The 25477-nt window shown below is 59.0% G+C and carries 23 protein-coding genes and 1 pseudogene; 12 read left to right on the top strand and 12 right to left on the bottom strand.

Annotated elements, in window-relative coordinates:
* Nucleotides 1-12: 12 nt before the first annotated feature.
* Nucleotides 13-984: an agmatinase gene (speB, locus tag NG99_RS19350; RefSeq protein WP_034896531.1), complete on the bottom strand. Its 972-nt coding sequence runs from the start codon at nt 982-984 to the stop codon at nt 13-15.
* A 132-nt stretch (nt 985-1116) separates the two neighbouring features.
* Between speB and NG99_RS19355 the strand changes: the two genes are divergently transcribed.
* The 3 genes from NG99_RS19355 (at nt 1117) to ybiB (ending at nt 5239) form a co-directional block, all read left to right on the top strand.
* Nucleotides 1117-2016, top strand: a complete 900-nt coding sequence (locus tag NG99_RS19355) for a LysR family transcriptional regulator (RefSeq protein ID WP_034896533.1) — start codon at nt 1117-1119, stop codon at nt 2014-2016.
* Nucleotides 2017-2084: 68 nt separating this feature from the next.
* On the top strand, nt 2085-4247 hold the full coding sequence (gene dinG, locus NG99_RS19360) for an ATP-dependent DNA helicase DinG (protein WP_034896534.1): 2163 nt from the start codon (nt 2085-2087) through the stop codon (nt 4245-4247).
* A 20-nt stretch (nt 4248-4267) separates the two neighbouring features.
* Nucleotides 4268-5239 (top strand): DNA-binding protein YbiB, encoded by a 972-nt coding sequence (gene ybiB / locus NG99_RS19365; protein WP_034896536.1) that lies wholly within the window; start codon nt 4268-4270, stop codon nt 5237-5239.
* A 55-nt stretch (nt 5240-5294) separates the two neighbouring features.
* On the opposite strand, the gene NG99_RS19370 is transcribed toward ybiB, so the two are convergent.
* From NG99_RS19370 to hutH, 3 genes are all read right to left on the bottom strand, one after another.
* Entirely contained in the window at nt 5295-6473 is a 1179-nt protein-coding gene (locus tag NG99_RS19370; RefSeq protein ID WP_034896538.1) for a M20 aminoacylase family protein, read from the bottom strand.
* Between the two features lie 137 nt (nt 6474-6610).
* Nucleotides 6611-8296, bottom strand: a complete 1686-nt coding sequence (gene hutU / locus NG99_RS19375; RefSeq protein ID WP_034896540.1) for a urocanate hydratase — start codon at nt 8294-8296, stop codon at nt 6611-6613.
* Between the two features lie 27 nt (nt 8297-8323).
* Nucleotides 8324-9868, bottom strand: a complete 1545-nt coding sequence (gene hutH, locus NG99_RS19380) for a histidine ammonia-lyase (protein WP_034896542.1) — start codon at nt 9866-9868, stop codon at nt 8324-8326.
* Between the two features lie 385 nt (nt 9869-10253).
* Here hutH and hutC (NG99_RS19385) point away from each other — a divergent pair, with 385 nt between their 5' ends.
* Complete coding sequence (gene hutC, locus NG99_RS19385) at nt 10254-11009, top strand: histidine utilization repressor (RefSeq protein WP_034896545.1); 756 nt, start codon at nt 10254-10256, stop codon at nt 11007-11009.
* Between the two features lie 7 nt (nt 11010-11016).
* On the opposite strand, the gene NG99_RS19390 is transcribed toward hutC (NG99_RS19385), so the two are convergent.
* Complete coding sequence (locus NG99_RS19390) at nt 11017-11565, bottom strand: HutD/Ves family protein (RefSeq protein WP_034896548.1); 549 nt, start codon at nt 11563-11565, stop codon at nt 11017-11019.
* Nucleotides 11562-12917 carry a formimidoylglutamate deiminase gene (locus NG99_RS19395; protein ID WP_034896690.1) on the bottom strand — a complete coding sequence of 452 codons (1356 nt, stop codon included), beginning with the start codon at nt 12915-12917 and terminating at the stop codon, nt 11562-11564. Before NG99_RS19395 ends, NG99_RS19390 begins: the two co-directional genes overlap by 4 nt.
* A 76-nt stretch (nt 12918-12993) precedes the next feature.
* Between NG99_RS19395 and hutI the strand changes: the two genes are divergently transcribed.
* Nucleotides 12994-14214: an imidazolonepropionase gene (hutI, locus tag NG99_RS19400; protein ID WP_034896551.1), complete on the top strand. Its 1221-nt coding sequence runs from the start codon at nt 12994-12996 to the stop codon at nt 14212-14214.
* A complete protein-coding gene (hutG, locus tag NG99_RS19405; RefSeq protein ID WP_034896553.1) occupies nt 14211-14990 on the top strand; it encodes an N-formylglutamate deformylase in 780 nt (259 codons plus the stop codon). Before hutI ends, hutG begins: the two co-directional genes overlap by 4 nt.
* 32 nt (nt 14991-15022) lie before the next feature.
* Here the strand turns inward: hutG and NG99_RS19410 are convergent, their stop codons facing one another.
* Together NG99_RS19410 and hutC (NG99_RS19415) are read right to left on the bottom strand one after the other, a co-directional pair.
* Nucleotides 15023-15547 carry a 5' nucleotidase, NT5C type gene (locus NG99_RS19410; RefSeq protein ID WP_034896555.1) on the bottom strand — a complete coding sequence of 175 codons (525 nt, stop codon included), beginning with the start codon at nt 15545-15547 and terminating at the stop codon, nt 15023-15025.
* Nucleotides 15548-15586: 39 nt separating this feature from the next.
* On the bottom strand, nt 15587-16342 hold the full coding sequence (gene hutC / locus NG99_RS19415; protein ID WP_034896557.1) for a histidine utilization repressor: 756 nt from the start codon (nt 16340-16342) through the stop codon (nt 15587-15589).
* A gap of 458 nt (nt 16343-16800) precedes the next feature.
* On the opposite strand from hutC (NG99_RS19415), the gene NG99_RS19420 reads away from it, so the two are divergent.
* From NG99_RS19420 to NG99_RS19440, 5 genes are read left to right on the top strand one after another with little or no spacing between them, the layout of a single operon-like run.
* Nucleotides 16801-17658 (top strand): transporter substrate-binding domain-containing protein, encoded by an 858-nt coding sequence (locus NG99_RS19420; RefSeq protein WP_034896560.1) that lies wholly within the window; start codon nt 16801-16803, stop codon nt 17656-17658.
* Nucleotides 17659-17674: 16 nt separating this feature from the next.
* Nucleotides 17675-18391, top strand: a complete 717-nt coding sequence (locus NG99_RS19425; protein WP_034896563.1) for an ABC transporter permease — start codon at nt 17675-17677, stop codon at nt 18389-18391.
* An 11-nt stretch (nt 18392-18402) separates the two neighbouring features.
* Nucleotides 18403-19146 carry an ABC transporter permease gene (locus NG99_RS19430; protein WP_034896567.1) on the top strand — a complete coding sequence of 248 codons (744 nt, stop codon included), beginning with the start codon at nt 18403-18405 and terminating at the stop codon, nt 19144-19146.
* Nucleotides 19139-19921 carry an ABC transporter ATP-binding protein gene (locus NG99_RS19435; protein ID WP_034896571.1) on the top strand — a complete coding sequence of 261 codons (783 nt, stop codon included), beginning with the start codon at nt 19139-19141 and terminating at the stop codon, nt 19919-19921. The genes NG99_RS19430 and NG99_RS19435 overlap by 8 nt, the downstream gene beginning before the upstream one ends.
* 2 nt (nt 19922-19923) lie before the next feature.
* Nucleotides 19924-21426, top strand: coding sequence for an HAL/PAL/TAL family ammonia-lyase (locus tag NG99_RS19440; protein ID WP_034896573.1), 1503 nt, complete (start codon nt 19924-19926; stop codon nt 21424-21426).
* Nucleotides 21427-21440: 14 nt separating this feature from the next.
* On the opposite strand, the gene NG99_RS19445 is transcribed toward NG99_RS19440, so the two are convergent.
* Complete coding sequence (locus NG99_RS19445) at nt 21441-22076, bottom strand: flavin reductase family protein (RefSeq protein ID WP_034896575.1); 636 nt, start codon at nt 22074-22076, stop codon at nt 21441-21443.
* Between the two features lie 167 nt (nt 22077-22243).
* On the opposite strand from NG99_RS19445, the pseudogene rlmF reads away from it, so the two are divergent.
* Nucleotides 22244-23178 (top strand): annotated as a pseudogene (gene rlmF / locus NG99_RS19450) (23S rRNA (adenine(1618)-N(6))-methyltransferase RlmF).
* A 15-nt stretch (nt 23179-23193) separates the two neighbouring features.
* On the opposite strand, the gene glnQ reads toward rlmF, so the two are convergent.
* From glnQ to glnH, 3 genes are all read right to left on the bottom strand, one after another.
* Nucleotides 23194-23916 carry a glutamine ABC transporter ATP-binding protein GlnQ gene (gene glnQ, locus NG99_RS19455; protein WP_034896576.1) on the bottom strand — a complete coding sequence of 241 codons (723 nt, stop codon included), beginning with the start codon at nt 23914-23916 and terminating at the stop codon, nt 23194-23196.
* The gene (glnP, locus tag NG99_RS19460; RefSeq protein WP_034896579.1) at nt 23913-24572 is read right to left on the bottom strand and encodes a glutamine ABC transporter permease GlnP; all 660 of its coding nucleotides are present in this window, start codon (nt 24570-24572) and stop codon (nt 23913-23915) included. The genes glnQ and glnP overlap by 4 nt, the downstream gene beginning before the upstream one ends.
* A gap of 85 nt (nt 24573-24657) precedes the next feature.
* The gene (gene glnH / locus NG99_RS19465) at nt 24658-25404 is read right to left on the bottom strand and encodes a glutamine ABC transporter substrate-binding protein GlnH (RefSeq protein ID WP_034896581.1); all 747 of its coding nucleotides are present in this window, start codon (nt 25402-25404) and stop codon (nt 24658-24660) included.
* Nucleotides 25405-25477: the final 73 nt, after the last annotated feature.

Below are 25477 nucleotides of genomic sequence, written 5' to 3' on the forward strand. Positions count from 1 at the left end.
CTGTCCCGACGCTCAGCGCCTTTCGTTGTATTTCACTCCGGGTAATACACAGAGCATTTCATAAAGAATATTGGCCGCCAGCTGCGAAGTGGTGCCGCTGATATCGTAAGGCGGCGAAACCTCCACCAGATCGGCGCCAATCAGGTTCAGCCCCCGGCAGCCGCGCACAATTTCCAGCCCCTGGATGGAGGTCAGCCCCCCCACTTCCGGCGTCCCTGTTCCTGGCGCCCAGGCCGGATCGAAACTGTCAATATCGTAAGAAAGGTATACCGGGCCGCTGCCCATCTGGGTGCGAACGTCTTCCATCAGAGGAACCATTGACCGGTACCAGCATTGCTCTGCGGGGACCAGCCGGAAACCCCGATCCACTCCCCACTGGAAGTCGCCGGAATCGTAGCCCTGTGCTCGTTGGCCTATCTGGATGACGCGCTTCAGGTCCAGCAATCCTTCTTCCAGCGCCCGGCGGAAGGTGGTGCCATGGGCAATCTTTTCGCCAAACATTTCGTCATTGGTGTCGGTATGAGCATCGACGTGGATCAGGCCAACCGGGCCATGTTTTTTCACCAGCGCGCGCAGCACGGGCAGCGTCAGCGTATGGTCGCCGCCCAGCGTCAGGGGAACCAGTGGATAGGCGTTCAGGTCAGTATAATAGTCTTCGATAATCTGCACCGACTTATGCAGATTATAGGTGTTGATTGGCACATCACCCAGATCGGCTACCCGCAAAGAATCAAACGGTGCCGCGCCCGTAGCCATGTTGTAGGGTCTGATCATTACCGAGTCCGCCCGAATAGCGCGCGGGCCATAGCGGGTGCCGGAGCGCTGAGAGGTGCCAATATCCATTGGGATGCCGACAAACGCCGCATCCAGCCCGGCCGGGCTGTCGGCAGCAGGCAGGCGCATCATTGTACCTCGCCCGGCAAAGCGGGGCATTTCGTTGCCGCTCTGCGGCTGCGGGAAGTTCTGGTCGTCAGCGTGCTGCATTGAATTATCCCTGGTCTGTAAACAATCAAGAGAGCCATCATCCGTCGGACGGGCTTGTGAAAAAATCCCTCAGAGCAAATAATCAGTTCACTGATTCCTGAACTAACTTCCTGTCGATCGAAAGGACCTGCCGTGAGCACTCACCGCCTGCCAAACCTTAAATTGCTGACTATTTTTGCCACGGTAGCTCGCTGCCAGGGCTACGCCCGCGCTCAGCAGGAGCTGAATATGACCATGCCGGCGATCAGCGGCTATATGAGCGAGCTGGAGCAGCGGCTGGGCTTTGTCCTCTGCCAGCGCGGCCGGGGGGGATTTTCGCTTACGCCTCGCGGTGAGCAGTTTCTACAGTACAGCCTGCAACTGCTGGGCACGCTGTCTGATTTCAATCGTCAGGTCGAAGGCCTGAAAACCGAGCAGGGCGGCGTCTTTTCGCTGGGGGTGGTTGACTCGGTGTCAACCGACGGTCGCCTTGGCCTGGCGGAGAGCATCCATCAGTTCAGCGAGCGCTACCCGGCAGTCTATCTCAACCTCTCGGTACGCGATCCGAATGAGCTCCAGCAGAAAGTGCTGGATAACCGTCTCGATCTGGCAATCGGCCACTTCCCGGTCAACGTTAATAATCTGGTGACGGTGCCGTTGCATCATGAGCAGCACTGGCTTTATTGCAGCGACAGTCACCAGCTATTCGACCTGCCGGAGCACGAGGCGGGCGATCTGCATCACTACGGTTTTGTCACCCGCAGCTACTGGAATCAGGCGGAGCTGGCGCGCCGCGGGTTTAAGGCCAGCGCGGCCTCGGTGGAGAGCATCGAGGCGCAGCTCATCCTGATCCTTTCCGGGCGATATATTGGCTACCTGCCCGAACACTGCGCTCTGCCCTGGGTAGTACAGGGGCGGCTGAAAAAATTATCGCCACAGCAGTTCAGCTATCAGGCGCCTTTCTCACTGATTTTTCGCCGTGGACGCAGCCGGGAGACATTGATCAGAGCGTTTCGCGACCTGGTCAAAATGCGGGCCGCCACGACACAATAATGTAAGAAGGCTGACGCCAGCCGGATACTGTGTAAAAATACAGGCTGTTTCAGTAAAAAGTGGTTGTCATGGCGTTATCTGCCGCGTTAAAAGCGCAAATTGCGGAGTGGTATAAAACCCTTCAGCAACAAATTCCCGACTTTATTCCCCGCGCTCCGCAGCGGCAGATGATTGCCGAAGTGGCGAAAACGCTGGCGGGTGATGATGGTCGTCACCTGGCGATTGAAGCGCCGACCGGCGTTGGAAAAACGCTCTCCTATCTAATCCCCGGCATCGCGGTGAGCCGTGCTGAGCAGAAACCGCTGGTGGTCAGTACCGCTAACGTGGCGCTTCAGGACCAGATTTACAGCAAGGATCTGCCGCTGCTGAAGAAGATAATCCCCGATTTGCAGTTTGCCGCCGCTTTTGGCCGTGGGCGCTATGTCTGTCCGCGCAACCTGTCGGCGCTGGCGACGGATGAGGAAAAGCAGGGCGATCTGCTGCTGTTTCTGGATGAGCAGATGACCGCCAGCAAGGATGAGCGCGCGCTCTGCACCACGCTGGAGAAAACACTTAATCGCCATCAGTGGGACGGCCTGCGCGATCGCTGCGATGAGTCGATTGAAGATTCACTGTGGCAGCGGCTGAGCACGGACAAAGCCAACTGCCTGGGCAGCAACTGTCACTGGTTCCGCGAGTGTCCTTTTTATGTTGCCCGCCGCGAAATTGAGCACGCGGATGTGGTGGTGGCAAACCATGCGCTGGTGATGGCGGCGCTGGAGACGGAGTCGGTGCTCCCGCCGCCGAAAAACCTGCTGCTGGTGCTGGACGAGGGCCACCACCTGCCGGACGTGGCGCGCGATGCGCTGGAGATGAGCGGGGAGATAACCCCTGGCTGGACGACCCTCCAGCTCGATCTTTTCTGCCGCCTGGTCGAGCAGTGTCTCGCGCAGTTCCGCCCTAAACGGCCGCCGGGGCTGAGCAATCCTGAGCGGCTGAAGGCACACTGTGAAGAGGTGCGCGAACAGCTCCAGCAGCTGTCGCAGATTCTTGCTCAACGGCTGCCGCCTGACAATCAGGAAGGGGAATACCGTTTTGAAATGGGGCTGCTGCCGGAAGAGGTGCTGACGCTTTGCGCTCGCCTGTTCAAGCTAAGCGACGGGCTGCGCGGGCTGGCGGAAGCCCTGTTGAACGATCTCAGCGAGAAATCCGGGCAGTTTGATGTGGTCAGACTGCACCGGACGTTGATTCAGATGAACAAGGCGCTGGGCTGGTTTGAAGCCAGCAGCAAACTGTGGCGGCTGGCAGCCATGGAAAAAGCCTCTGGCGCGCCGGTTTCCAAATGGGCCACGCGTGAGGTACGTGACGGCACCGCTCACCTGATGTTCCACTGCGCCGGTATCCGCGTCAGCGATCAGCTGGAGAAGCTGATGTGGCGTAAAATTCCGCATGTGGTATTAACGTCGGCCACGCTGCGCTCGCTGAGCAGCTTCCAGCGATTGCAGGAGATGACCGGGCTGACGGAGGAAGTGGGCGATCGTTTTGTCGCGCTGGACTCACCGTTTAACCATAGAGAGCAGGGGAAGCTGGTCATCCCCCAGATGCATTTTGAACCGATACTGGCGAATGAGGTGAAGCACCTGGCGGAAATGGCGCACTTTTTCCGCGAGCAGATAAAGCAGGCAAAGCACAAAGGGGTGCTGGTGCTGTTTGCCAGCGGCCGCGCGATGCAGCAGTTTCTCTCTTATCTGCCAGAGCTGCGGCTGATGATGCTGGTTCAGGGGGATAAACCCCGCCCGGCGCTGGTTGCGTTACATCGTCAGCGCGTCCAGCGGGGGGACACCAGTGTTCTCGTCGGCCTGCAATCCTTCGCGGAAGGCTTGGATTTGAAAGGAGATTTGCTGTCGCAGGTGCATATCCATAAAATTGCTTTCCCCCCGGTGGACAGTCCGGTTATTTTGACCGAGGGAGAGTGGCTGAAAAGCCTGAAGCGCTATCCTTTTGAAGTGCAAAGTCTGCCGAGCGCCTCCTTTAACCTGATCCAGCAGGTGGGCAGGCTGATCCGCAGCCACGACTGTTTTGGCGAGATTGTTATTTACGATCGTCGCCTGCTGAGCAAGAGCTACGGCGCGAGGTTGCTGGGCGCGCTGCCGGTCTTTCCTATTGAGCAGCCAGCCATGCCGACAGGGGAGCTACCTAAACCCAGTCCGGCCGTCGGTGGGAAGAGAACCCCCTCCCGTCGTCGTCGTTAACTACCGAACAGAGCAGAAGCATGGAATATAATAAGATCATCAAAGAAGTGGGCCGTGGCAAAAATCATGCCCGCGATCTGGATTTTGACACCGCCCGCGAGTTGTACCGCCGTATGCTGGCCGGGGAAGTGCCGGATCTTGAGCTGGGCGGTATTCTGATCGCGCTGCGTATCAAGGGGGAAGGCGAGGAAGAGATGCCCGGCTTTTACCAGGCGATGCAGGAGCGGGTAATACAACTGACGCCGCCCGCAAATTTGCCGATGCCGGTGGTGATCCCTAGCTATAACGGCGCACGCAGGCAGGGAAACCTGACGCCGCTGCTGGCCCTGCTGCTCAGCAGACTGGGTTTTCCCGTGCTGGTGCACGGCGTCAGCCATGACCCGACCAGGGTGACCAGCGAGGCGATATTTCAGGCGCTGGGCGTGCAGGCGGTGCAGAGTGCCGAACAGGCCCAGCAAAAACTTGAGCAGGGCGAACCGGTGTTTATGACCGTCGCCACGCTTTGCGCGCCGTTGGACAGGCAGCTTGCCCTGCGTTGGAAGATGGGCGTGCGCAACAGCGCGCACACGCTGGCGAAGCTGGCGACGCCGTTTGCCGAACAGGCCGCGCTGAGGCTCTCCAGCGTTTCCCACCCGGAATATATTCCTCGCGTCGGCAAGTTTTTTCAGGCCGTTGGCGGGCGCGCGCTATTGCTGAATGGCACCGAGGGTGAAGTGTATGCCAATCCTCTGCGCTGCCCGGCCATCAGCCTGATAGCCGCAGGCGAGCCAGAAGTGCTGCTGCCACGGCAGGAAGAAACCCCAATGGATCGCGATGCCTTGCCGGCAGCGAAGGATGCGGAAACTACTGCCGCCTGGACCCGCCGTTGCCTGCAAGGAGAGATCGCGGTGCCGGAATCGCTGCGCCAGCAGATTGCCTGTTGCTATGTGGCAACCGGGCGAGCAGCGGACATCGCTAATGCGCTGGCGCAGATTGAAAGCGCCGGATTCTGAGAGCGCGGCAGGGGGGACTGACTGGCCGCCGGATTTACGGTCGGCCAGAATCAGGCTAAAGGGCAGGGCCTGATGAGGCTGGCAGCGGTAATAAACGTTCGGCAAGCGTGGTCCATAGCGCAATCCCATCGCCGATAAGACCATCGTTAAAGTCATAGTGCGCATTGTGCAGCGGCCGCGACGGCGTAGCCCCGTCGGCGCCGATCCAGAAGTAAGCCCCAGGGCAAGCTTCCAGCATACAGGCAAAATCCTCTGAAGCCATTGAAGGGCTCACCTCCCAGTGCACCTGCTGCTCAGGCAGTAACGTCAGCGCGCAGTCGCGCACCTTCTGCGCCTGTTCAGCATTATTTTTGGTCACAGGGTAATCGGTCAGATAGTCGATGCTACCTTCAATGCCCAGCGGGCCGGTAAAGGTGGTGACAAACTCATCAATCATCTTCCGCACTTTGCTTCTGACTTCTCCCTGCAGGCAGCGTAGCGTTCCGCGCAGCACCACATTTTCCGGGATGACGTTAATTGCTTCACCGCCGTTGATTTGCGTGATGCTCACCACCGCAGAGGCCAAAGGCGACAGACGTCGTGCCGGGATAGTTTGCAGAGCGAGGATCAGCTGCGCGGCAGCGACGATGGGATCGGCACCGTTTTCCGGCATTGCGGCGTGGCAGCTTCTGCCGCGCAGCGTAATTTCAAAGGCGTCCAGCGAGGCCATCATCGCGCCGCTATTGACGGCAATATGCCCAATGGGAAGGCCGGGCCAGTTATGCAGCGCGTAGATGGCATCCATGGGAAACAGCTCAAAGAGGCCGTCCGCCACCATCTTGCGCGCGCCGCCCAGATTCTCTTCGGCAGGCTGAAAAACAAAATGCACGGTGCCGCTGAAGCGGCGGGTCTGGCTCAAATATTTCGCGGCGGCAAGCAGCATCGCGGTATGGCCGTCATGGCCGCAGGCGTGCATCACACCCGGCCGCGTTGAGCGCCAGGCCGCATCGCCGAGTTCGGTAATGGGCAAAGCATCCATGTCGGCCCGAAAGCCGATAGTCGGGCCAGGCCCGTTTTCCAGCGTGCCCACTACGCCAGTTCCGGCCAGGCCGGTATGGACCTGCAGTCCAAACGTCCGCAGTTGTTCAGCAACCCTGCGTGAAGTGTGATGTTCCTGATAGCCCAGCTCCGGCAGGGCGTGCAGCTCTCTGCGCCAGACGGTGGCTTCTTCAATCAGCGAAACGGGGATTGCCATAGCGTCCTCTCCTCTGCAGGCAGTAATTCCTGATATCTGGCTGAATTAAGGTAGCATAAAAAGAAGGGGAGCAGCGCTGCGCTGGTGCGGTCGGTGAAAAAATCAATCTGGCCGGGCGGGGCGCCCGGCCAGAGGCCTTACTTCAGCATAGGCAGGTTCAGCTCATGCTTCACCGCACACTCCTGGGCCAGCTCATAGCCCGCATCTGCGTGACGCATCACGCCGGTTGCCGGGTCATTCCACAGCACGCGGCCAAGGCGCTTATCGGCTTCGGCCGTGCCGTCACAAACGATCACCACACCAGCATGTTGTGAGAAGCCCATTCCGACGCCGCCACCGTGGTGCAAACTCACCCAGGTCGCACCGCCTGCGGTATTGAGCAGGGCGTTCAGCAGCGGCCAGTCGGAAACGGCGTCGGAGCCATCCTTCATCGCTTCCGTTTCACGGTTAGGCGAGGCTACCGATCCACAGTCGAGATGGTCACGACCAATCACCACCGGCGCTTTCAGCTCGCCGTTGCGCACCATTTCGTTAAAGGCCAGACCGGCAATATGGCGCTCGCCAAGGCCAAGCCAGCAGATGCGCGCGGGCAGCCCCTGGAAGGCGATGCGCTCCTGCGCCATATCCAGCCAGCGGTGCAGGTTTTTATGGTCAGGGAACAGTTCTTTCAGCTTGGCATCGGTTTTGTAGATGTCTTCGGGATCGCCCGACAGCGCCACCCAGCGGAACGGCCCTTTGCCTTCGCAGAACAGTGGACGGATGTAGGCCGGAACAAAACCAGGGAAATCAAAGGCATCTTTCACGCCTTCATCCAGCGCAACCTGACGGATGTTATTACCATAGTCAACGGTCGGCACGCCCATATGGCAGAAGTCGAGCATCGCCTGGACGTGAACGGCCATTGAGGCGCGCGCGGCTTTCTCAACGGTTTTCGGCTCACTCTTGCGGGCTGTTTCCCACTGCTCCACGCTCCAGCCGATTGGCAGATAGCCGTTGATCGGGTCATGGGCGGAGGTCTGGTCGGTGACGATATCAGGCTTCATGCCGCCCGCTTTAGCACGCCTGACCAGCTCCGGCAGAATTTCAGCCGCATTGCCCAGCAGGCCGACGGAAATCGCGCGTTTTTCTTTGTTGGCTTTATCGATGGTAGCCAGCGCTTCATCAAGGCTGGTGGCCTTATAGTCCACGTAGCGGGTGCGCAGGCGGAAATCGATGCGTGACTCCTGGCACTCAATCGCCAGCACTGAAGCGCCAGCCAGCACGCCAGCCAGCGTCTGCGCGCCGCCCATGCCGCCCAGGCCAGCGGTGAGGATCCATTTGCCGCTCAGGTCGCTGTTGTAGTGCTGACGGCCCGCTTCGGCGAAGGTTTCAAAGGTGCCCTGCACAATGCCCTGCGCGCCAATGTAGATCCACGATCCTGCGGTCATCTGCCCGTACATCATCAGGCCCGCTTTATCCAGCTCGTGGAAGTGATCCCAGGTCGCCCAGTGGGGAACCAGATTGGAGTTAGCAATCAGCACGCGCGGGGCGTCAGCGTGGGTGCGGAAGACGCCAACGGGTTTACCAGACTGCACCAGCAGCGTCTCTTCCGGCTGTAGCGCCTGTAGCGAGCGCAGGATCTGCTCGAAGCACTCCCAGTTACGGGCCGCCTTACCGATGCCGCCGTACACCACCAAATCTTCAGGGCGTTCGGCCACGTCCGGGTCCAGGTTGTTCTGAATCATGCGCCAGGCGGCTTCAATCAGCCAGTTAGCGCAGTGAAGCTCGCTACCATGAGGGGCACGCACTTCACGGGCCACGGCTTTGCTTACGTTGTCACTCATCATCCGATCCTTAATTTGGGGGGTTGCTTAACGTGCTGCACTGGGTAACAGGGCGGCGACCGGCGCGGGCCAGGCATCGCCGCTTGCCCATAAACGCATTTGCTCAATATCGGGTGCCATCAGGCGATCTTTGTCGAGAAAAGCGACGCGCTCACGCAGCGAGGCCAGCACCTGTTCAATCAGCGTGGAGCTTTGCAGCGGGCGGTGGAAATCAATGCCCTGCGCGGCGGCCATCGCCTCAATACCGACCACCGCCGCAGTGTTGAAACACATAGCGCCGAGGCGGCGTGCGGCCCAGGTCGCCATTGAAACGTGGTCTTCCTGATTGGCTGAGGTCGGCAGGCTGTCGACGCTGCCCGGGTGAGCAAGAGATTTGTTCTCCGAGGCCAGCGCCGCCGCGGTGACCTGGGCAATCATAAAGCCGGAGTTCACGCCGCCATCGTTGACGAGGAAAGGCGGCAGGCCGGAAAGGCCGGTATCGAGCAGCAGCGCCATCCGGCGCTCGGAAATCGCGCCGATTTCGGCGATCGCCAACGCGAGGATATCGGCAGCGAAGGCAACGGGCTCCGCATGGAAGTTGCCGCCGGAAATCACGTCGCCGCTTTCGCTGAACACCAGCGGATTATCCGAGGCGGCGTTGGCCTCAATTTGCAGCACTTTAGCCGCATGAGTCAGGTTATCCAGACAGGCCCCCATCACCTGAGGCACGCAGCGGATTGAGTAGGGGTCCTGCACGCGGCCGCAGTTGGCGTGGGAGTGCAAAATATCGCTGCCTTCAAGCAGTGAAGAGACGGCGGCGGCTACGGCAATCTGGCCGTGCTGGCCGCGCGCTTGATGGATTCGGCTGTCGTACGGCTTAATGGAGCCTTTGATCGCTTCGAGCGACAGGGCGCCGGCAACCAGTCCTGCGGCGAAAACCTTTTCGCCCTCAAACAGGCCGCGTAAGGCCAGCGCGGTAGAGACCTGGGTGCCGTTCAGCAGGGCTAATCCCTCTTTCGGCCCCAGAACGAAAGGTTCGAGCCCGGCCAGCGCCAGCCCTTCGGTCGCCGGGATCAACCTGCCGTTGACCCTGACCTCGCCTTCGCCCAGCAGCATCAGCGAGAGGTGCGCCAGCGGAGCGAGATCGCCGGAGGCGCCAACCGAGCCTTTCTCCGGAATGCAGGGCATCACGCCCGCGTTGAACAGCGCCAGCAGGCCGTCAATCAGCTCCATGCGCACGCCGGAGTGACCGCGGGCCAGGCTAATAATTTTGGTAGCCATAACAACCCGCACCACATCATCCGGCAGCAGTTCGCCAAGTCCCACGCTGTGAGACAGCACCAGGTTGCGCTGCAACTCTGCCAGACGCTGGGCAGGGATGGAGGTTTGGGCCAGCTTGCCAAAACCGGTGTTGATGCCGTAGGTCACTTTGCCAGCGCTAACGATGGCCTCTACGGTTTCACGAGCCTGCAAAACGCGGTGTCGGGCGCTTTCGTCCAGCGCGAGCTGAACCTCTCCGTGATAGATGCGTTTTAGCATCGCCAGCTCAACCTTTCCGGGGAGCAGCTGGCAGAGATGCGGGGTAGCTGACATGGTATACTCCTGTATAGACAAGTTGGTGTGCTGTGAACCCTTTCAGGGTAGCCGATGCCATCGGGCAACGGAGGTAAACAGATCACTTTCTGCAGTGAAGCAGATGTGTATAGTCTTGTCTATACAATTAGCAATGCTTGTGCCAGATCGATCACAAAACTTTTCAACGCCAGTCAATATCGGGCAACAACCTGATAGCAGACACCTTTGGGGCTATGCCATGTCAGGGCATGTAGGCTATCACCCCCGCAGAGATAGACTGAGGCGTGCGCCATTCTGAAGCAGATTGCTCACTAACGGTGCAGGGAATGCCCCGCAGATGTATATACATTCAGGGGGGTTGACAGTAAACTGGCGAAAGTATCTTAACCAGGAAGCTTTTTTTATGGTCGACCAGACTGCCATTTCGCAACTCTCCGCTGCCATGAGCGATCAGCCTGCGCCCATCTATCAGCGGGTAAAGCAGGCGATTATCAGCCAGATTTCAGAAGGCGTGTGGAAACCTAATCAGCGAGTTCCGTCGGAGAGCGAGTTGGTGAATGAGCTGGGCGTCAGCCGGATGACCATTAACCGCGCCCTGCGCGAGCTGACCAGCGAAGGCTACCTGATCCGTATGCAGGGCGTAGGCACCTTTGTGGCCGAATCCAAAGGCTATACGGCGATGCTGGAAGTACACAACATTGCGGAAGAGATTGCCCAGCGCGGGCATCGTCACGCCTGTAAGGTGCTGGAGATGCGGGAAATCAAGGCCGACCCGGAGCAGGCTTCGGTACTGGGGCTGACTACCGGGCACGCGGTATTTCATTCGGTCATTGTGCATTTTGAGAACGATCTGGCGGTACAGCTTGAGGACCGCCTGGTCAATCCGCTGGTGGCGCCGGATTATTTGCAGCAGGATTTCCAGAGGCAAACCCCGTACACCTATCTGATGCGCGTAGCGCCGCTGACCGCTGGCGAGCATATCGTTGAATCCGTCCTGCCAAATCGTCAGCAGTGCGGCTCGCTGGCGATTGAGGCCAATGAGCCTTGTCTGTTAATCCGCCGCCAGACCTGGAGCGATGCGAAGATTGTGACCTACGCGAAACTGCTCTATCCTGGCTCACGCTACAAGCTGCTGGGGCGGTTTAAAGGGCACGGCTAGCGCGGTTTTATCGCTCAACAATTTCCGCCAGCAGCAGCAGGGCATCTGACGAGGCTGGCGCCAGCGGCTGAGCGCTCTTTTCCCACCAGACGCCCTGACCCTGCCGCAGCCTCAGCTCGCCGGTAATCCACTCGCCGGCCAGCACGTAGACTACGCCAGCCTCTTCAGTGCGCGGAGAGAAACCATCGCTGATGACGCGCACCTCAGCGCGATGGGTTTCGCGCCGGGTCATCACGTTAAAATCCTTGCTTACTCCTCCGGTCAGACGACAGTCGATCTGCTCCTCCCCGCTAAAGGCAAACGGCTGATTGCGAATCAGCCTGTGGGCAGACTTACTCTTGGCCGCCAGCTCCACGCCTTCCCCTTCAAGGAGCGTAATCACCCGATCGACGCCGGGAAAGAGTGAAAAAGCGCCGTCGGCGGCAAGGGTAGCGATACTGATACGCCAGCTGAAGGGGTCGGCGGCGGAAGGGAAGCTGATAATTTCCCGCGTTTCTCCGCCGCCGTTGCGCCATCTGCTGACGGCCAGGCTGCTGCTGTCATAGAAATGGATCATTTCAGCGCCTCAACCACGTCACGGAAGGCCGCGTCAATATCACGCTGTTGCACATGCTGGCCCTGATGTATCACCTGTTGGCCCGCCACAAAGACGTCCTGGATCTGCCCGCGATGCCCGGCAAACAGCCAGCGGTTAAGCAGCGAGGCGTCCGCCGTGCAGCCCAATAGCGCATCATCAGCCAGCACCAGCCAGTCGGCGCGGTAGCCAGGCGCCAGACGGCCCATTTTTACGCCGCAGGCCTGAGCGCCTCCCTCCAGCGCCTGAGCATAGAGCAGATCGCCTACGGAAGTCTGCCCGTCAGTGACGATGCGGTTACGGCGGCGGTCGCGCAGGCGCTGACCGTACTCCAGCAGGCGAAGCTCCTCCACCACGTCCAGCGAGACGTGGCTGTCTGAGCCAATTCCCCAGCGTCCTCCCTGCGCGATATAGTCGGTTGCCGGGAATATTCCGTCGCCCAGATTGGCCTCGGTGGTCGGGCAGAGGCCAGCAATAGCCCCGCTGGCCGCCAGACGCGAGATCTCGCTGGCGTCCAGATGGGTGGCGTGAATCAGGCACCAGCGCGAGTCCAGCGCAAAGCGGTTTAACAACCAGCTGACCGGGCGTTCGCCGCTCCAGGCCAGGCTATCGTTTACCTCTTTTTCCTGCTCGGCGACGTGAATATGCACCGGCAGCGAGGCGGGGGAGGCCGCCAGCACGTCGCGCATCTGCTGCTCGCTCACCGCACGCAGCGAGTGGAAGCAAATTCCCTGGTTGTGCAGCGGCCTGTCGGCAATCATCGAAGCGACCTGCTGTTGCTGGCGCAGATAGCTGGCGCTGTCCTGAATAAAGCGTTTCTGACCAGGCTGTGGGGGCTGCGCGCCAAAACCGGCGTAGCTGTAAAGCACCGGCAGCAGCGTCTGACCAATCCCGGCGCGTTCCGCTGCGGCAATCAGCTGTTGCAGCATCTGATCCTGTGGATAGGGCGTGCCGTCGGTATCATGGTGCAAATAGTGGAATTCAGCGACCTGGGTATAGCCGCCCCGGAGCATATCGACATACAGATGGGCGGCGATGGCGCCGACCTGCTGCGGAGAGAGCCGCTGGACCATGCGATACATTAAATCGCGCCAGGTCCAGAAGCTGTCCTGCGGATCGCCAGCCACTTCGGCCAGCCCCGCCATGACCCGCTGAAAGGCGTGAGAGTGCAGGTTCGCCATCGCGGGGATTGCAGCGCCATTGAGGCGCTGTGCGTTATCCGCTGAGGCGTTGGGCGTCAGCGCGTGAATGAAACCTGCGCCGTCGACTTCAATCAATACGTTGTGCTGCCAACCGTCCTCAAGCAGGACGCGTGGCGCAAAATAGCGAGCCATCATGGTTGCTTCCCAGGCAATGTAGTTGTATATACATATACATACTTATGAATCAACAGTAAAGCCGGGAGAGAAGATGAGCGGTGAACTTCGCTGTGAAAGCCTGTGGTACGGCGCCGATATCGTGACGATGCAGGACGGAAAGTATAGCATCATCCCGGATGGGGCGATTGCGGTTCGTCAGGACAGGATCGTGTGGATTGGCCCCGCCAGGGAAGCTAAACACATTAAGGCCGGGATTCATACTCCTTTCAAAGGCGGCATCGTAACGCCAGGCCTGGTGGACTGCCACACTCACCTGGTGTTTGGCGGCGACCGCAGCCATGAGTTTGAGCAGCGCCTGAACGGCGTCAGCTACAGTGAGATCGCCGCGCAGGGCGGGGGGATAATTTCTACGGTCAACGCCACCCGCAAAGCGACGCTGGAGCAACTGGTCAGCAGCGCGGGCTGGCGTCTGGAAAGGCTGCTGGCTGAAGGCGTGACGACCGTAGAGATCAAGTCCGGCTACGGGCTGGATCGCGACAGCGAGCTGCGGATGCTGCAAGCTATTCGCCAGCTGGCCCATAATTATCCGGTTCAGGTCCAGTCAACCTGCCTTGCGGCTCACGCCACGCCTCCCGAATTTAAAGACGACCCCGACGGCTGGATCGCCGTGATTTGCGATGAGCTGCTGCCTCAGGTGGCGAGCGAGAAGCTGGCCGACGCGGTGGACGCATTTTGCGAGCATCTTGCCTTCTCTCCTGAGCAGGTTGCCCGCGTATTTACCGCAGCGCAGCGCCTGGGCTTGCCGGTCAAACTCCATGCCGAACAGCTCTCTTCGCTGGGGGGCAGCCGCCTGGCCGCGCAGTTCAACGCGCTTTCAGCCGACCATCTCGAATACGCGACGGAAGCTGACGTGGCGGCGATGGCGGCAAGCGGCACGGTGGCCGTCCTGCTGCCTGGTGCTTTCTATCTGCTGCGCGAAAAGCAGGTTCCGCCGGTTGAGCTGTTTAGAAAATATCGGGTGCCGATGGCGCTGGCGAGCGATGCCAACCCAGGCACGTCACCTGCGCTTTCGCTCCGCCTGATGCTCAATATGGGCTGCACGCTGTTTGGTATGACGCCGGAGGAGGCGTTGGCTGGCGCAACGATCCACGGCGCGCGCGCGCTGGGGCTGGCTGATTCTCAGGGCTCGCTGGAAGTGGGTAAATACGCCGATTTCGTTCACTGGCCGCTACAGCGTCCGGCGGAACTGGTCTACTGGCTTGGCGGGCAACTGCCCTGTCAGGTCATTTTCAGAGGAGAAGCAATACGATGAAACCCTTCGAATTTACTCAGGGAACGCTGCCGCTGCTGTTCAGCGCACCCCATGCGGGCACCGCGCTGACGCCGGAAGTCGAGCAGGGCTTGAGCGATGCTGCCCGTGGCCTGCCGGATACGGACTGGCATATCCCTCAGCTGTATGATTTTCTGCGTGACAGCGGCGTCAGCCTGCTGGTGGCGAACTATTCTCGTTTTGTGATTGATCTGAACCGTCCCCCGGACAACGAGGCGCTGTACACCACCGCCACCACCGGGCTTTTCCCGGAAACCTTGTTTGACGGCACGCCGACCTTTAAGCCTGGCATGACGCCGAACGAGGCCCAGCGTCAGGGGTATCTGGAGCAGATCTGGACGCCGTATCATCAGCAAATTCAGCAGGAGCTGGCGAGGATTAAGCAGAAGTTTGGCTACGCGCTGCTGTTTGACGCGCACTCAATAGCGTCAGTGATCCCGCGTCTGTTCGACGGCAAGCTGCCCGATCTGAATCTGGGCACCAACGGCGGCCTGAGCTGTAGCCCGGCGATAGCCAAAGGGCTTAGCGACGTTTGCGCCGCGCAGTCAGAATTTAGCTGGGTGATCAACGGCCGGTTTAAGGGCGGTTACATCACCCGCGCTTACGGCAAGCCCGAAGAAGATCAGCACGCGGTGCAGTTGGAGCTGGCGCAGTGCAATTATATGGATGAGACGCCGCCGTTTGGCTGGCGTGGCGACAAGGCGGCGAAGCTGCAACCGCTGCTGAAAAAAATTATCGACACCCTACAGCAGCGCTAGCCTCCTCTGGCTCCCGAACCTCGGGGGCCGCTTTACTCCAGCAGCAGCCTCTCAATATCCTGCCAGCTTTTCACCCGTCGATAGCCGGTAACCGCCAGATTATGCGGCGCGGTGTAGAGAATTCCCTCCCCGCAGAAGCCCTCAAAATTGATGGCGTTATCGTCGATCATATAATCGGCGTTGATGATGCTTTTGTTGCCGCAAAACACGATGTTGCTTGGTTTAATCGAGGGGAAGTGGGTGTTCAGCCAGCGGAATTTCGCGTTGAAAGAGCTGGGGACTTCCATCGCGGCGGTGGTGATAAAGACTTCGTACCGTCTGCTCAGCGCGGCAATGACCCGCTGGCTGTCGGCAATCACCTCAAGGTCGCCAAAAAACGCCGGTTCGCTGACCAGCGCCATAATCTCCTGTAGCATCTCTGGCTTTTCATGCCGCAGGCTGAACAGGTTCAGCTCGTCATGCGTCATTTGCAGGGAGAAATGGGCATTGACGGTATTAAGGATTTTAGGATGAAAATCGGCAATCACTTCATCCATGTCGATGGCAATTCTTTTCATTATCACTCCGTGACGGTTCTGAGATTAGGGGCATGATGCCTAATTTGGCGACTGAAATCGACCAAACATTTTGTAGCGTGCGCCGGGATAAAGGAGCCGGGCGCAGGTTACCACAGCCTGCTGATGCCAGGTGCGCCGCTGAATTTGCAGGCAGGGTTCATCGGCGGCGATATGCAAAAGCTGACGCTCCTCTTCCGTGGCGCTGACGGCCTCCACCACATGCTCGCCTGCCGTTAACGGGGCGACCTGGGTCAGATAAGCAAAGGGCGTACCCTGGGTGAAATCCTGCTGGAGATAGTCCGGCGCGACCAGCGGGTTGACCTGGCGATCCTCCAGCTGGACCGGGATCTCATTATCGAAATGAATAATGCGCGAGTGGAAGATCGTGGCGCCTACGCTTAACTCCAGCGCCTGCGCGGAAAGCAGTTCGGCTTTCTCAGCCCGCAGGAACAGCACCTTGCTGGCGTGGCGATGGCCCCGGCTGGCGATCTCATCGGCAATGTTATGCACTTCCAGCATGGGCGTGAAGGCCTTCGCCTCCGCGACAAAGGTTCCCACACCCTGCAAGCGCAGCAGAAAACCTTCGCTGGTCAGCTCACGCAGCGCGCGATTGATGGTCATTCTGCTGACGCTCAGCTCGGTCACCAGCTCGCTTTCTGAAGGCACGCGCTGGCGGGGTTGCCAGTGGCCAGAGCGGATCAGGCTGATGATCCCCTGTTTAACCTGTTGATAGAGTGGGGCGGGCTCGTTGCTGAGCAGGGTAATCCTCTCTGAAAGCGCTTTATGTTCTGACACACCGTTTACCTTTTTGCGGAACAGGAAGAAAAGTGTACACCAGACCAGCGGTCTGTATCTGTCTGTACAACAGACTTTTCTGCCGTGCAACACCGTCGTGCGGCCTGACCCTTTTCGGTGCGTGACGCCTTCAAATGGTGCAGACCTCTGCCGTTAAGCCACCGTTAACTCGCTGTTTTTTTCGACTGCCCGCTAATTTGTAAGGGGTTAATCGGGCGCTGGCGAAATGGCACAGTAATTGCTGTGGTTGTATGTACAAGACATAACAACCAATGTTACAGGTCATTAACATAGAGCGCGTCACAGTTTTGTCTTTCGTTACGAGAATAGTTAAATGAATGGTTGTATATACATGACATGGCTACTTAAAGTCTGTTGCTGGCTAACAGCGTTTTTTCCCCGGTCCGCTGCGTCTTTTTTGCCGTCGCCCGGCCACTATTTTTTTCCAGGAGCGCTTGATGAAACATTCGTTAATCCGTCGGGTATTGATTACCTCCCTTGTTACTTCCACGCTGGTTTGTGCGCTGCCTTCACAGGCGAAAGAGTGGAAATCGATCACCATTGCTACCGAAGGCAGCTATGAACCCTGGAATATGACGCTGCCCGGCGGCAAGCTCAGCGGCTTTGAGCCGGAGCTGATGGCCGATTTGTGCCAGCGCATGAAAATCAGCTGTAAGCTGGTGGTGCAAAACTGGGACGGCATGATCGCCGGGATGCAGGCAGGCAAGTACGACGTGATCATGGATGCGATTGTGATCACCCCGGATCGCCGCAAAGTGATTGATTTCACCGTGCCGTACGCCTCCACGCCCGCCAGCTTCATCACCACCAAAACCAGCGGCGTGCTGCCGAAAGGCACCGGCCCGGAAAATATCGTTAAGCTGCACGATGATGCGAAAGAAATTGAACCGGCCATTGCCAGCCTGAAAGCGGCGCTGAAAGGAAAAACGATCGGCATTGCTTCCGGAACGGTTTACACGCCGTTTATCGATAAGTACTTCAAGGATGTCGCCAGCGTGCGTGAGTACAACGCCTCGGCGGACGCCATTCTCGACCTCCAGGCTGAACGTATTGATGCGGTGTTCGACGATGTGACCTTTGCCAACTCAATCCTGAGCAAGCCGGAGAATAAAGACCTGCAGCTGGCTGGTACGCAGCTGGGCGGGCCGATCTGGGGAGAAGGGGAAGCGCTGGGCATCCGCAAGTCCGACGGCGATCTGAAGGCTAAGCTGGATGAGGCGATCAAAGCGGCGCTGGCAGACGGTACGGTGAAAAAGCTGAGCGAAAAATGGTTTAAAACTGACGTGACGCCATAGGCGGGGAGGGCAAACAATGGCCAATCTTGGGTTTGGAGAAAATGGCTGGGGAGGTTTAATCCTTAGCGCAGCGCTGACCACCCTACTGCTTTCGCTGGCAGCCATGCTGGTCGGCGCGGTGGCAGGCAGCGGCGTAGCGGCAGCCAAGCTTTCGCCTCGTCGGCCGGTGCGCTGGCTGGGCGATGGCTATTCCGTGATCTTTCGCGGCATCCCGGAGCTGCTGATTATCTACCTGTTCTATTTCGGTGGCTCCGGGCTGATTACCCAGATTGGCCAGATGTTCGGCGCGGATGGCTTTATTGAAGTCCCGCCGTTTCTGATTGGTGCGCTGGCGATTGGGCTGATCTCCGCCTCTTATCAGGCCGAGGTGTTCCGCGCCGCGCGTCTTGCGCTCAATTCCGGCGAGATTGAGGCGGCTCAGGCTATCGGTATGCCCCGGTGGCGCGTTTTGCAGCGCATCGTTCTGCCGCAGGTGGTTCGCTATGCACTGCCGGGTCTGTCGAACGTCTGGCAGATGAGCCTGAAAGATTCCGCGCTGATCTCGGTGACGGGCATTGTGGAACTGATGCGCGCCAGTCAGGTCGCCGCGGGCTCCACGCGCCAGTATTTCACCTTCTACCTGATTGGCGGCACCTGTTACCTGGTGCTGACGGTGCTCTCTAACACCGCCTTTAAAAAGGCGGAACAACGCCTTGGGCGCGCGCATCAAAGCCGCACTGCGGCCCACAGTTAACGGAGCGCCAGATGATTGATTTTCCCTTTCTTACCGATACTTTCCTCAAGCTTGCGGCGGCGCTGCCGGTGACGCTGGGGCTTTTTTTCGCTTCCTTCGTGCTCGGCGGCTTTCTGGCGCTGCTGATCCTGGCGATGCGGATGAGCCGCAACCCGCTGCTCAGCGGCTTTGCCCGGGGTTACATCCTGATTTTTCGCGGCTCGCCGCTGATGATCCAGCTATTCCTGATTTATTACGGGCTGGGGCAGTTTGAGGTGATTCGCCACAGCTTTGTCTGGCCGGTGCTGCGCGAACCCTTTTTCTGCGCCGTGGTAGCGCTGGCCCTGTGTACGGCGTCTTACACCGCCGAAATTTTTCGCGGCGGCCTGCTGGCGATCCCCGCCGGGCAGATTGAGGCGGGAATGGCCTGCGGCATGTCCCGCTGGCTGCTGCTGCGCCGGATTATCGCGCCGATTATGCTGCGCTACGCGCTGCCCGCTTACTCAACCGAAGCGATCCTGCTGGTAAAGTCTACCGCGCTGGCCAGCCTGGTTACGGTCTGGGACGTCACCGGCGTGGCGCAGCAGATTATTCAGCGTACCTACCGCACGATGGAAGTGTTCGTCTGCGCGGCGCTGATCTACCTGATCCTCAACTTTATCATTGTCCAAATTTATGCCTGGATTGAGCGCAGGCTGACGCCACGTCTGCGCCCGGTGGAGGCCGATTCGCCTCTGCCGGTTCCCCCTGTGATTGCCGGAGAGAAACATGACTAACTATGCCCCCATCACCCTGTCGATGAGCGAAATCCGCAAGTCTTTCGGCTCGCTGGAGGTGCTGAAAGGCATCTCGCTGGACGCCAGAAAGGGCGACGTCATCTCCATTCTGGGGGCCAGCGGCTCCGGAAAAAGTACCTTTCTGCGCTGCATTAATCTGCTGGAGACGCCGGACTCCGGCGTGGTCAGCGTGGCGGGCGAAACTATTGAGATGAAGCGCCACGCGCGCGGCCATCAGCTGGCGGCAAACCACCGTCAGGTTGAATCGCTGCGCTCGCGCCTTGGCATGGTGTTCCAGAGCTTTAACCTGTGGTCGCATATGACGGTGCTGCAAAACGTCATTGAGGGGCCGCTGTACGTGCTGAAGCGCAGTAAGAAAGAGTGCGTAGAGCAGGCGGAGAAGATCCTTGACCGCGTGGGACTGCTGAACCGCAAAGATTTCTATCCTTCGCAGCTTTCCGGCGGCCAGCAGCAGCGCGTGGCGATTGCCCGCGCGCTGGCGATGGAGCCTGAAGTGATGCTGTTTGATGAGCCGACCTCGGCGCTGGACCCTGAGCTGGTGGGCGACGTGCTGAAAGTGATGCGCAGCCTGGCCGAAGAGGGCCGCACGATGCTGGTCGTAACCCATGAAATGGGCTTCGCCCGCAACGTTTCCAACCGCGTGGTGTTTATGCATCAGGGCGCCATTGACTGTCAGGGAACGCCGGAGGAGATGTTTGGCGAGCAGGGATCGCCGCGTTTCCAGCAGTTTATCTCCAGCCACCGGGCAGGTTAAGCATGAGCGCAACGGAACAGATCACCTGGGGCGATACGCGCCTCAACTGGCAGGATGTAGTGCAGGTGGCGAAGTCTGGCGCGGTGCTACAGCTTAGCGTTGGCGCCTGGCAGCGAATCCACTCCGCCCGCGAGATCGTCGGCCGCATCGTTAGTGACAAGCAGATAGCGTATGGCATTAATACCGGGCTGGGCGCGCTGTGCAATATCACGCTGGAAGAGGATCAGCTTAGCCAGCTGTCGCGAAATACCCTGCTGAGCCACGCCTGCGGCGTCGGGCCAACGCTGACCAATGTCCAGGCAAGAGCGATTATCTGCGCGGCGATTGCCAATTACAGCCACGGCAAATCCGGCGTCTCGCCTGCCGTGGTGCAGGGGCTTCTTGCGCTGCTTAACCGCGGCATTACGCCGCAAATACCCTCGCAGGGTTCCGTTGGCTACCTGACCCACATGGCGCATGTGGGTCTGACGCTGATCGGCATTGGCTGCGTGAGCTATCGCGGCGAAATTGTTGCGGCTGCGCAGGCACTGGCCGCTGAGGGCCTTGAGCCTTGCCCGCTGGGCGCCAAAGATGGTCTGAGCCTGGTCAACGGCACGCCCTGCATGACCGGGCTTTCCTGCCTGGCGTTGGAGGAGGCCAGCCGCCTGTTCGCGTGGGCTGACGTCACCGGCGCGATGAGCTTTGAAGCGCTCCGCGGGCAGCTGGATGCCTTCGACGCCGAAATTCTGGCGCTGAAGGGCAGCGTTAACGTGCAGACTGTCGGGGAGAGGTTGCGCAAGCTGCTTGCCGGCAGCCAGATAATTCTGGCAAGCAAGGGGATTCGTACACAGGATGCGCTGAGCCTGCGGTCAATGCCGCAAATTCACGGCGCCAGCCGCGATCAGTTTGACTATGCCGCCCGACAGATTGAGACCGAACTGAATGCCGCCACCGATAATCCTCTGGTGCTGGGAACAACGGAGAAATGGCGGGTTGTGTCGCAGGCCAATCCTCACGGTCAGTCCGTGGCGCTGGCTGCCGATGCGTTGGCGATCGCGCTGGCGGAAACAGGCAGCGTGGCGGAGCGTCGTCTCGACCGGCTGATCAATCCGCTGGTCAGCGGTCTGCCGGCGTTCTTAGTGGCGGAGCCGGGCGTCAACTCTGGCATGATGATTGCGCAGTACGTGGCGGCCTCGCTGTGCGGAGAAAACCGTCAGCTTGCCCAGCCAGCGGTGCTGGATAACTACGTCACCTCGGGTTTACAGGAGGATCATCTCAGCATGGGCACCAGCGCGGCGCTGAAGCTGCTCAGGCTGGCGGAAAATACCGTGCAGATCCTTGCCATTGAGTATTTGCTGGCGGCGCAGGCGCTGGATTTCCACGGCGCGGAGAATGCGGGCGAGGGGACTCAGCGCGCCTGGGCATTACTGCGCAACGAGGTCGCCAGCTGGACGGAAGACCGTTGGCTGGCCCCGGAAATTGAGAAAGCCGCGGCGCTGATCCGCACCCAGCATCTCACCGTGTGAGGAGAGACAGCCGGCTATCCCTGTCGCCGCGCGTCCGGCCGCGTCAAATCGAAGCGTAACGCTTCGCTGATGCCGTAATAGGCGCTGGGGCCGCCCGCCCGCAGGATCGGGTTGGCCTTCGCCGTCTGATAAATGCCGTCTTCCAGCAGGGTCGGATCGATATGAATGGTCACGACTTCACCAAAAACCATCCACTGCTCCAGCTTCCTGCCGTCAGCGCCTTCCAGCTGTAACACCTGCGTCAGCCGACACTCAAAGTTCACCGGGCTTTCCGCCACCATGCTGACGTTAACCTGCGTTGCCGGTAGCGCCGTCAGGCCAGCCAGCACAAACTCATCCTCACCGCGTGGCACCGAGGCGGAGCTTTCGTTCATCGCTACTGCCAGCTCGCGGGTTGCCAGGTTCCAGACAAACTCGCCGGTCTCAACGATGTTGGCTACGCTGTCTTTCCAGCCCTGGCTGGAAAAGCCAATAATCGGCGGCTGATAATTGAAGCAGTTAAAAAAGCTGTACGGCGCCAGATTGCGCTCGCCCTTAGCGCTTTGCGAACTGATCCAGCCAATCGGTCGCGGGCCGATAATAGCGTTGAGCGGATCGTGGGGTAAACCGTGGCCTGCGCGGGGTTGGTATGAGTAACGTGATCGGGTCATCAGAGCGCCTGTGTCATTTTATCTGCCTGCGGCGCTTCCCAAAGGGAGGCCGCACAACAGCGGGATTCCCCTATACTAGCCGAACCGTTTGGGGAAAAAAGCCGGGAATTGTTTACGATCTTTACCATAGCAGGTATCTTACGCGCCTTCAGATAAGAGAGTCGCTCATGAAATACACCGCCGAAAAAACTCAGCTTCACCCGCGTAACCGCCACCGCGCGCGCTATGATTTTCCCGCGTTAATCGCAAGCCATCCGCGCTGGCCGATTTTGTCGCGGTGAATCAGCATGGTGATGAGTCGGTGAATTTTGCCGATCCGGCGGCGGTACGTACGCTGAACCAGGCGCTGCTGCGGCATTTCTATCAGATATCCAACTGGGCTATTCCTGACGGCTTTCTTTGTCCACCGGTGCCTGGCCGCGCTGACTACGTGCATCATCTGGCGGATCTGCTGGCCGGGGATAATAAGCGCGCGGTGCCGCGTCAGCTTAACGTGCTGGATATCGGCTGCGGGGCGAACTGTATCTATCCCCTGATTGGTCACCGCGAATACGACTGGCGATTTACCGGTAGCGAAGTGAACGAGGACGCGATGAAGGCTGCCAACGCTATCATTGCCGCTAACCCAGGCCTTAATCGCGGCGTCCGCCTGCGTCGTCAGAAAGATCCTCAGGCGATCTTCTCCGGCATCATCCATAAAAATGAGCTCTACCACGCGGTGATGTGCAATCCTCCTTTTCACGCTTCGGCCAGCGACGCTCAGCAGGGCACTCAGCGCAAGGTGCGCAATCTGGGCCTGGATAAACACGCTCCGCTGAACTTCGGCGGCCAGCAGGACGAGCTGTGGTGTGAAGGCGGCGAGAAGGGGTTTATCAGCCGGATGATTGCCGAAAGCGTTAACTTTTCACGTCAGTGCGTCTGGTTCACTTCGCTGGTGTCCCGCAAGGAAAACCTGCCGGAAATCTGGCGCGCGCTGGAAGCCGCAGAGGTTGCTGCCTCGCGCACCATTGAAATGGCGCAGGGGCAAAAGCAGAGCCGGATTATCGCCTGGACCTTTATGGATAAACCGGCTCGTGAACGGCAGATGGGCCGCGTTGGCTAAGCTGGCCCTGTCGCGTCAGGATACATGCTGCAGGAACTCGCGCAGGCGCGCACTCGGTGGGTTATCGATCAGCTCATCCGGGTTACCGTCTTCGGCGATGCGGCCTTTATCGATAAAGATCAGGCGCGAGGCGACTTTTTTAGCGAAGCCCACCTCGTGGGTCACAATCACCATCGTCATCCCTTCTTCCGCCAGATCCTGCATCACTTTCAGCACTTCATGACGCAGTTCCGGGTCCAGTGCGGAGGTCGGCTCATCAAACAGCATCATTTTAGGCTTCACCGCCAGCGCGCGGGCGATTGCCACGCGCTGCTGCTGGCCGCCAGAGAGCTCGGACGGGAAATGATGCGCGCGTTCGGCCAGGCCGACTTTACCCAGCAGCTCATTCGCCAGACGATGCGCCTCGGCTTTTGGCGTGCCGCGCACGCGGATTGGGCCAAACGCGACGTTATCCAGCGCGTTCATCTGTGGGAACAGATGGAACTGCTGGAACACCATCCCGGCTTCCTGGCGGATCAGGCGCTCGTCCACTTTTGGATCGTTAACCTTCAGGCCATCAACAATCAGCTCGCCGCTGGTGATCTCTTCCAGCTTGTTGATGCAGCGCAGCAGGGTCGATTTACCGGAGCCAGAAGGACCGATAATCACCACTACTTCACCTTTCTGGATCGTCAGATCGATATTGTGCAGTACCTGCGTTTCGCCAAAATGCTTGGAGACGTTTTTAAATTCAATCACAGGATTTTCATCCTTTTTTCAACGCGACGCAGCACGAAGCTCAGCACCAGCGTAATAAACAGATAGATAACCGCAACGGCGCTCCAGATTTCCAGCGCGCGGAAGTTACCGGCGATAATTTCCTGCCCCTGACGGGTCAGCTCGGCAACGCCGATCACGATAAACAGGGAGGTGTCCTTGATACTGACAATCCACTGGTTGCCCAGCGGCGGCAGCATACGGCGCAGCGCCAGCGGCATAATGACATAGCGCAGCGTTTCACGGCGGGACAGACCCAGCGCCAGCCCCGCCTCACGGAAGCCGTTATGGATGGACAGCACCGCGCCACGGGTAATCTCAGCGATATAGGCGCCGGAATTAATCATAATGGTCACCACGGCGGCGCTGAACGGATCGATGCGCAGATCGGTAAAGGCCATGGGCAGGGCGAAATAGATAAACATCACCTGCACCACAATCGGCGTGCCGCGGATCAGTTCGATAAATACCAGCGCGATATTGCGCGATATCCAGCCGCCATAAGCGCGGGCAAAACCGGCCACCAGGCCGATTATCAGACCGCCGATCAGACCGAGGACTGAAATCCACAGGGTGAGTCGGGCGCCTTCAAGCAGGGCCGGAATTGAAGGCCAGATAGCGCTCCAGTCAAACTGCATGATTTACTTCTCCTGATCAAAAAACCATTTATTGGTGGTAAAAACGCAGGCCTGAGCCTGCGTTAAAAACAACGTAGAAAAGGCATTATTTAGGATCGGTGCCGAACCATTTTTTATAAATTGTGTTGTAAGTGCCGTTCTCACGCAGGGTTTTCAGCGCGCCGTTCACTTTCTCACGCAGTTCGTCGCTGCCTTTCGGGAACGCAATGCCATACTGCTGCGCGGAGAGAGACTCACCGACCGCTTTGAACTGGCCTTTACCAGCGGTATGGATGAAGTAAAGAATGTTTGGCGTGTCGTGCAATACGGCATCCGCCCGGTTGGTGCCCAGCTCCATATACGCGTTGTCGATGTTCGGGAACTGCCGCAGATCCTTCGCTTTGATGTGCTCCTTAGCGTAATCCACCGAGCCCGTTCCGCTCTTCACCGCCACCACTTTACCGTCCAGATCGGCAATGCTTTTGATCGCGTCGTTATTGGCTTTGACCATCACCATCAGGCCACTTTTGTAATAGCCGTCAGAGAACTCAATGGCTTTCTCGCGCTCAGGGGTAATGGTGATACCCGCCAGCGCCAGGTCGATGTTGCGGGTTTGCAGGGCAGGGATAATGCCGCTAAAGTCCATTGGCTTCAGGGTGTAGTCAATGTTCAGCTGCTTAGCGATCGCGGCCCACAGCTCCACATCGAAGCCAACATACTTGTCGCCCTGCTTAAATTCGAAAGGAACGAAGGCGGTGTCGGTCGCGACAACCAATTTCTTTTCTGCGGCGGTAGAAGAGACGGCAAACGCCAACGTAAGCGCAGCCAGGGAAAACTTAACAATCGACTTCATCTTTTTATCCTTTTAGCCGTCAGGCATGGTCTTTGCCTGACTGAATGCCAGCAGCCATATGAAAATATTATGC

Origin of the sequence: Erwinia typographi, from assembly GCF_000773975.1 — a bacterium.
Lineage (GTDB): Bacteria > Pseudomonadota > Gammaproteobacteria > Enterobacterales > Enterobacteriaceae > Erwinia > Erwinia typographi.